The following is a 7,909-nucleotide window of genomic DNA, read 5'->3' as shown; positions in this document are numbered from 1 at the left end:
CAATAGTTATCCCTTCTAGTTCCGAAAAAAGATTGTAAAGATAAAAATAATCGTGATACACTTTTTGACTCAAATAATCCGATAAGGTGATTTTTAAGTCATTGTTTTGCTCATGGATCAATTCAATGATTAAGGATTTTATTTTTTCAATGTACCTGCTCTTTTTGTCATCGATTAATTCAAAACCAAGTTCTTTGAGTACAAGGTCCAAATGTTCCTTTTCTGAGGCATCCAAATCTTTTGCGATCGTTACTTCTCCTAATTCAACATTTAGTGGACTTATACCGAGTTTTTCTAATTCAGATTTAACAACCATTTTACAACGATTGCAAACCATATTTTTGATATAAAGAATCATTCTTTCTGAAATTTATAATGCAAAGATACTTCAAAACTGACTGTTTAATTAAGAATCCATCTTTACTATTTTACTTTATAAAAAATGAAAACCGCTAAATTTCAGTAAGATTTCACCCTTTATTTTACCGTCTTTATCTTTTACTTTATTTAGACTGGATTTCCCTAGAAATTTCAAAGGAATATTGAGTCTATTAGTCCAAAAACTGATTTTGGTTGCACTCGGAAAATTACCCGAAGCATAGGTATGTTTGATTAGGTATTCTCCCGAATCTTTGGTAATCAAATTAATTTCGTCAATTCTGCTCTGTTCTTTCAATATTTTTATATCTGCAGTAACCCAATCACTTTTGGGATCCATTGAAACTAATTTGTAATTGACAACACTTCCATTTTCGGAAAGAAAAATCCAATGTGCTTGAATAGAAAGTAACTCCGAAAATTGATTGACCAAACCTTTTTTGGGAATCAACAGTATTCCTTTTCCTCTTATCTGTACTTTTTTTCCTTTTTCATATTTAATGCTCAAGTCCTTTTGGGGCACGGTAAGTCCAGGCACATCAATAGTCATATTAACCATGGTTTGATAACCATTTTTTATATCGTATCTCTCCTTGAGTTTTTCCATTAATTCTGTTTGTGCTTTTGCATAAAAGCTACTACATAAAATAATGACTATAAGTAAAATATGCCTCATTCTGTTATTTTTAAAAATTTAAATCGAATGATCGAAATAACAATACAAACAATCGAAAAAGAAAACAGCCAAATGGTAGAATTTGCAATGGCTGCATAATCTATATCGGTATAAAAGAACAATTGCCATTGTGAAAAATGATGTGTGATCAAAAAGAACTCCCAACCTCTAAACAAGGATGCTGATAATGTTTGCAGTAATGTACTAATGATAATAAAACCCAATGTTATTAAAATGGAGACCAAAGATTTTCGAGCAAAAAAACTCACTGTAACCGAAAGAATCGCAACGGTACTCATTGCCAAAAACGCAAAGGCAAATGCTCCTAAAAAGCGTAATGGCAATTGTGATTCTTCAATGATTTGCAATCCATTAAAGGCTACTAGTAAATCTCCTTTACCAAATAAAACCAAAGCTGGAATTATTGAAATAATGGCATAACAAATGATGAAGAAAAAGACAAACACAACGGCTGCAAAATGTTTGGATAAAGCAATGCGACTTCTGTTTATTGGTCTTGTCATCAAAATACGAATGGTACCATTTTCCAATTCGGAACTAAATAAATCCCCGGTGACAATTGTAATTAAAATAGGTATGTGAATCCAGAGTGTGTTTAAAATTAAAAAACTGGTCAAATAACCATTCAGAATATTTCCCTGTACCTCAAAATTCTTATCCAACGATTGAAATATAAAAGCGAAAGCATTGATACCTTCCGATTTCAATCCCCAAAAAATAAGGCAGACCAAAACCAACATCAAGCCGATACTTAAAAAAGTTCTGCGTCTGTGAATTAGCTTTATACACTCAAATCGTAATAGTTCTATCATTTTATAATTTCCATGTATTTATCATGTAATAGGCTCGATCTATCAATTTTATAAGGAATAAAGCCCAATTCATACAATTCTTTCAGAACGAATTGGGTTTCTTTTTCATTCGCTTTAAGCGCGAGAATATTTTCTTTTTTGAAGTTTTCAAATCCTAGATTTAAAATTTGAGGAAGTGGTTCCGTAAAGTGCATTTTTACATTTTGTCTGTCAGTTCCAAAAGTATTCATTGAACCGGAAAGATAGATTTCGCCTTCGTTTAGGAGTATAAAGTCGTCGGCAATAGTTTCAATCTCTTCCAATAAATGGGTTGAAACCAAAATACCTTTTCCTTTGTTTTTTAAATCAGTTAATAGCCTCAGAATTAATTCTTTTACTTCAGGATCCAAACCGTTAAAAGGCTCATCTAAAATTAAAAAAGAAGGATTGTCAATTAAAACCTGTGCCAATCCAAGTCTTTGCTTCATCCCTTTCGAATAATGCTGCACTTTTTTATCAGCGACTTTGGTCAGTCCCACTATTTCCAGAAGTTCGGTTGCATTTGCAGAAGATTTGGTGAGGGCAATTAAAAGTTCCAAGTTTTTTTTACCGCTTAGATAAGTATAAAAATCAGCAGTTTCGAGTAAATATCCACAATGACTACGTAAATCATTAAAACTTTTCATTTGGATTCCGTCTAAAAAAACACTTCCACTATCAGGGCTGACCAATCCAGACAAGATTCTAAAAGTAGAACTTTTTCCTGCGCCATTTGGTCCAATAAGAGCCGTTATTTTACCTTCGGTAATCGAAAAACTGATTCCTTTTATGATGGGTTGTGCATCATAACTGAGTGTTATGTTTTTGACATCTAATCTTCTCACCAGTAAAAATATTTGCTTTTATAATTTGGCACAAATAAAGTGGACATCCAATATTCTTTGGTCAATAGGATTGTTGGCTTTTTCAAAATAATTACAGGTAAAATATGAAACCAACGAAATCCAACGCTATAAAAATAGTCGTCGATTTCCTTTTTAAAACCAAGACTTCTCGCTGCTTCCGCAAAAGCATCTCTTTGACATCTGGATTTGGAAAATATTTTGACGAGGGATTTTTTAAAACCATATTGATGCATTAAATCTTTGGCCATTTTATAATTCTGATACCTGCTGTAAGCATCCAATTGGGTGGTAAAAACCAAACTGGAAAAGTATAATCCCAAAACAACATGAAAATTGAAAGTAAAATCTTTGGCAGTCTCCAAAGCATTAAAATTGATACCACTTATGAATAAACACCCCATACAGAAAGACTGTAACAAAAGAGTAGATTTGATATAACTCACTGCCCTGTTTAAATAGATATCTGTTTTGGATATGGCATAGTTAGTATGTTGCGCTTTTATCATCGAGTGCCAAAATTTAAGAAACGATTAATTCTGCCCTTAAATTAGAAATTTAATCGATAGGATCTTGTAAAAAATAGCTTTTATTTAATGTAAAATTCGCATTTTTTAGAAAGACTGAAATTACGTTGATTAATAATACAGCCTAAAATCCAGCAACTTACAAAGTGAATAGTGTTTTTGATGTAATTCCTCAACAATTTCGATGACATCATCAAGTTCTTGGCATAGACTAAAAAAAGCTTTATCAATGGGACTACTACTTAAGTTCGCATACGCCAAACCATATCCTGAAACAGCCTTAGCACCCGTTATATCCAAAAAATACTGCGCTTCTTCTGCACTTAAATCTAAAACTTTGGCATTGGAAAAATGTAAAATTTTACCCCTCATCTTTCCTTCAAAGATTTCAGCTATTTCCTCTAGGCTGTAGTAATAATTGTTTAGGCAAATGTTGTTAGCCTCGCCTGGCATAACCAAGTAGATGATTTCATAATCTTTAAAGTTGTGATCGTCATAAAGCAGTGCATTCAAGCTGTCTTCCAATCCTTCGATGGTATCACATGTTTTGTAAATACTCGAAATACCTTGCTCAAAGGCCAGTCGCTCTAAGTTTTTGACTACTTCTGTAATGGCGCTTGTTTCTACGTCGGCAACAGCTTCAAGGCAGAAAATAAATTGGTCTCGATCCATGAAATTGTATTTTTGCGGTTGCTATTAGTTCATACTTGGTGATTCCGGTATTTTGACCTTAATCTTATTTTTCTTGGCTATTAGCAAATATAGTGCGAAGCCTCCTAAAACTACTAATAACGCAATTTGCAGTTCACCCAAAGTGGTATTACCTCTATACATTGCATTTGAGCTTGCCAGTTTGGATTTGCCTTCATTAATTTGGATTTGTGACAGCAGTTCTAATGTTTGTAAAGCCTGATTACTGGATTGGGTTACTTGCGACCAATTGTTGTTTTGTGACTGTATTTCAATAGCGGAACACGAGGCCAAAAATGCCACAAAACTTTTTTTTTCTTTGGGGGTCAAAACTGTTTCTAAATATAACTTATCAATATTATGAATGTGTTGCATAGCAGTCTCAATCCCAACTTTTTTTTGAGCGTCATTGAGTTCAGCCTGCAAAGTCTTTGCTTTTATGAAATTAAGTTCATTTGCATATTGAAATATATAGCGTGCCACCACTAAGCGATCATTGTAGATTTCATTAATATTCTCGTTTGCTTTTTTTGAATTTCGCAGGGTGTTAAAATTACTCAATAAGATAATAACCATAACAATTAACAAAACAAATGCAGCTTTGGTTTTGTTACTGAATCTTTTTAGATCTTTCATCTTGATGTGTTTTTGATTATGCAATATAAGCTATTGTCATGAATTTATTTCTGCAACAGAAGTAATTTTAAAAAAGTTCCATCACAAGTTTTATAAATCTTAGGAATAGTTTCATGAAAAACAAAAAATGAGCGTTTGCTAAGAATTAAGACATTGCGGGAGAAAGATCAATCACGATATTATCAAAAAAAAGCCCTAAAAAAATAGGGCTTTGTAAATATAAACAAAAAATAATTTTATAGTTCTTCTATAATTGTGAATCCCCAAGCTGACAAAGAAATCTGACTCCCTTCAGCAATTTTATCGTCTGTCAATAAAAGCTTTCCTTTAGGGTAAGGATAAGTAAATGATTTTGACTCCCCAGAATAGTTAAAATAGTAATGAATAACTTTTCCTTGCTGATTAGTCCCCGATTTAACTATAATTGGAAATTTTAATTCTTGATCTTTACCCCAAAGTCCAGCATTTTTTACAACATCACCAAGAATTTTTTCTGTAATGGCTGTCGTCGTCCCAAAACCTATATAAGTAGCTACCCCTTTCCCATAATTATTCCGTGTAACTGCGGCATAAATTCCCCACGATGGATGATCATACCATGCCAAAACTTTTGCTGTGGTAGGAACTAAAAACTCCATCCATTTCTCTGCTTTATTCTGCTCCTTCCCTACATTAAAAGGATCATCTTTAAGACTTACTTTTTCAGGAACAGTAAACTCATTGTATGTTATTCCACAAGCTTCGCTGATAATACCTGGCTGACGAACAGTTCTCACTTTATTATGCTCATCGGCAAAACCGCTTTTAAAAGTATAGACAATGTGTCCACCATTTTTAACAAAACTGTTTAAACGCAACAACAAACTATCAGGTGCTGCATATAAAGCCGGCACAACAATTAATTTATATTTCTCAATTTGAGTACTCGATGGATCAATAAAATCAACACCAACATTCATCTTGTAAAGAGCATCATACATTGATCTCAAAATCACATTGTAACTGCCGGGACCAAAAGAATTATACGCAGTTAATGCTTCATTGCTAAATAAAATAGCTACATCATTTTTCTTCTGGAGATGAAGCAAATGGGAACTGAGTTTCTTAAAGTCGGCACCAATCGTTTTAGCTTCTTCATAAGTTGGATTTGGTTCAAAATCATGGCTCAATAATCCTTTCCAATACGTTTCTGCCGAATTATGTATGGAATGCCAATGCCAGTAAGAAACCATGTCTGCACCAGATGCTAAATGGCTAAATGCCTGTAAACGCAATTGACTTGGATAAGGCACCCATTCCGCAAATCCCTGAGCTTCTGTCTCTATTACAAAGTAATTCTGTCCACCTTTCATAGAGCGAGCCACATCACCCCCAAAAGAAATCTCCAGTCCTGTGAGTTTGTCTTGTGAAGGATGATAAATATCTACACCAGAAATATCGAGCACTTTTGAAGCAGCAAAATGATCTACTTCAGGTTGTATTCCATAAGAATGCCCCAACCAATCAAAATCAAAATTTTGAGTTATAAATTGATTTGGCTTTTTATATTCGCGCACCATTTTAGATTGCCATCCTAGATATTCAGTGACAAGTGAACGCTGAAACTTAGCAAACTCTGCATTGAGACTGGCATTAATACTTCCATTTACCGAAGGAAAATCATCCCAGTTATTAATTCGATTGCTCCAGTAATCCAGTCCAAAAATCTTATTTAAATCATCGAGTGATGGATATTTGGCTTTCATATACGCAACAAACTGTGCCTGTACATTTGGCCCGCTCGTACCATATGATTTGGTTTCATTATCTATTTGATATCCAATAATGGCCGGATGATCTTTTATATGCTTTAACATTTTCCGAATAGCTTTTTCGGCATAAATTCTAAAATATTCGTTAGTAATATCCATATTTTGACGTGGACCATATTGGTTTGGACCTCTGTTTGTAATAGCCAAAACATCGGGATGCTTTTTAACAAGCCATGTTGGAACTGCATAAGTTGGTGTGCCAATTATTACACTGATACCAGCTTTATACATAGCATCCAGTACACGATCTATATGACTAAAATCAAAAACACCTTCTTGCGGTTCCATTGTACTCCAGGTAGATTCTGCAATACGAACCACATTGATACCTGTTTCTTTCATCATTTTAATATCCTTATCAAGACGTTCATAAGGCATGTATTCGTCATAATAAGCAGCCCCAAACAATAACTTATCTTTCTTAATCTGCGCGAATCCTGTGGTAGTACTAATTAAAAATGTTAAAACAACACTTATAAAAAAGAGCAAATTTTTTTTCATACTTTAAATACTTTATTTTTGACTAAAGTAATTAAAAAATACTCAATTGAATAAACTATTTGGCAAATTTGGCACAAATAGATATGCTTTTTAGGTATTGAAAAAATTACTGATAGATGTAAATCATATTGTACTTTTTATTAAATTTAACCATAAGCGACTGAAAACAAATAATATAAGAAATTATTTCATTTTGACTGTTTTCACAAAATATCAATAACGTTATTTATCTTAAATTTTATCAATATGAAAATTCAAGCATTTTTTGTAAGCCTAAAAAACAGTATTTACATTCCACTGTTTTTGATTATTATCGCTCCATCTGTTTGGGGTCAGGAAGCTACAACAGCCAAAATCAATGATGGATCAGCCCTTACGTACAATCAGATTTCAAAAGCCTGTAATGTAATTGTATATCCTGCAAAAGGTCAGAGTCAGGATTTGCAAAAAAATGATGAATATGAATGTTACAAATGGGCAAATGACCAATCTGGTATTGACATATTGAATCCAACAAAAGTACAAGCAGCCCCTGTTGATACCGCCCCTAAAGGCGAAGCTGTAAAAGGCGCCGCAAAAGGTGCCGCTGTTGGGGCGGCAGTAGGTGCCGTTACAGGAGATGCTGGTGACGGAGCGGCAATAGGTGCAATAGCCGGAGGAGTTTCAGGGCGCAGACAGGCAAAACAGCAAAAGAAAGCACAAACACAGCAGGCTACAGCTGGTGCTGCTTCCGCAGAGCAAGAAATGAAAGACAAGTTTGCAAAAGCATTTTCAGTCTGTATGGAAGGGAAAGGATATACAATCAAATAGACAGAAATAGTCATTATTTTAAAAATACAAATTCCTGTCAAATAAAAGATTTTCTAAAGCAAGAAAAGCACAGAAATATAAAAGCACCTCATTGTAGACTGGCCCCATAAATTTAAGCCATACATAGCTAATTCAGCAACTAAAATTAAAACTATAATTATTTATG

Annotated in this window: 8 protein-coding genes and 1 pseudogene; 1 reads left to right on the top strand and 8 read right to left on the bottom strand. The window is 33.8% G+C overall.

Going from position 1 to position 7,909, the window contains the following annotated elements; genetic code table 11:
• From VFS71_RS04815 to VFS71_RS04780, 8 genes and pseudogenes are all read right to left on the bottom strand, one after another.
• Window positions 1-316: pseudogene (locus tag VFS71_RS04815) on the bottom strand (AraC family transcriptional regulator); the annotation flags it as partial.
• Between the two features lie 117 nt (window positions 317-433).
• A complete protein-coding gene (locus tag VFS71_RS04810; protein ID WP_326399702.1) occupies window positions 434-1,054 on the bottom strand; it encodes a hypothetical protein in 621 nt (206 codons plus the stop codon).
• Window positions 1,051-1,887, bottom strand: a complete 837-nt coding sequence (locus VFS71_RS04805; protein WP_326399700.1) for an ABC transporter permease — start codon at window positions 1,885-1,887, stop codon at window positions 1,051-1,053. Before VFS71_RS04805 ends, VFS71_RS04810 begins: the two co-directional genes overlap by 4 nt.
• The gene (locus VFS71_RS04800; RefSeq protein WP_326399699.1) at window positions 1,884-2,750 is read right to left on the bottom strand and encodes an ABC transporter ATP-binding protein; all 867 of its coding nucleotides are present in this window, start codon (window positions 2,748-2,750) and stop codon (window positions 1,884-1,886) included. Before VFS71_RS04800 ends, VFS71_RS04805 begins: the two co-directional genes overlap by 4 nt.
• On the bottom strand, window positions 2,747-3,277 hold the full coding sequence (locus tag VFS71_RS04795; protein ID WP_326399698.1) for a hypothetical protein: 531 nt from the start codon (window positions 3,275-3,277) through the stop codon (window positions 2,747-2,749). Before VFS71_RS04795 ends, VFS71_RS04800 begins: the two co-directional genes overlap by 4 nt.
• Window positions 3,278-3,406: 129 nt before the next feature.
• Entirely contained in the window at window positions 3,407-3,967 is a 561-nt protein-coding gene (locus VFS71_RS04790) for a DUF6642 family protein (protein ID WP_326399697.1), read from the bottom strand.
• Window positions 3,968-3,991: 24 nt separating this feature from the next.
• Window positions 3,992-4,621: an MCP four helix bundle domain-containing protein gene (locus VFS71_RS04785; protein WP_326399695.1), complete on the bottom strand. Its 630-nt coding sequence runs from the start codon at window positions 4,619-4,621 to the stop codon at window positions 3,992-3,994.
• Between the two features lie 236 nt (window positions 4,622-4,857).
• Window positions 4,858-6,933 (bottom strand): beta-galactosidase, encoded by a 2,076-nt coding sequence (locus VFS71_RS04780; RefSeq protein WP_326399693.1) that lies wholly within the window; start codon window positions 6,931-6,933, stop codon window positions 4,858-4,860.
• A 246-nt stretch (window positions 6,934-7,179) separates the two neighbouring features.
• Between VFS71_RS04780 and VFS71_RS04775 the strand changes: the two genes are divergently transcribed.
• Window positions 7,180-7,743 carry a glycine zipper family protein gene (locus VFS71_RS04775; protein WP_326399692.1) on the top strand — a complete coding sequence of 188 codons (564 nt, stop codon included), beginning with the start codon at window positions 7,180-7,182 and terminating at the stop codon, window positions 7,741-7,743.
• Window positions 7,744-7,909: the final 166 nt, after the last annotated feature.

This window comes from Flavobacterium sp. (genome assembly GCF_035760125.1).
Classification (GTDB): Bacteria; Bacteroidota; Bacteroidia; order Flavobacteriales; family Flavobacteriaceae; genus Flavobacterium.
This window is presented reverse-complemented; position numbering and strand designations above follow the sequence as displayed.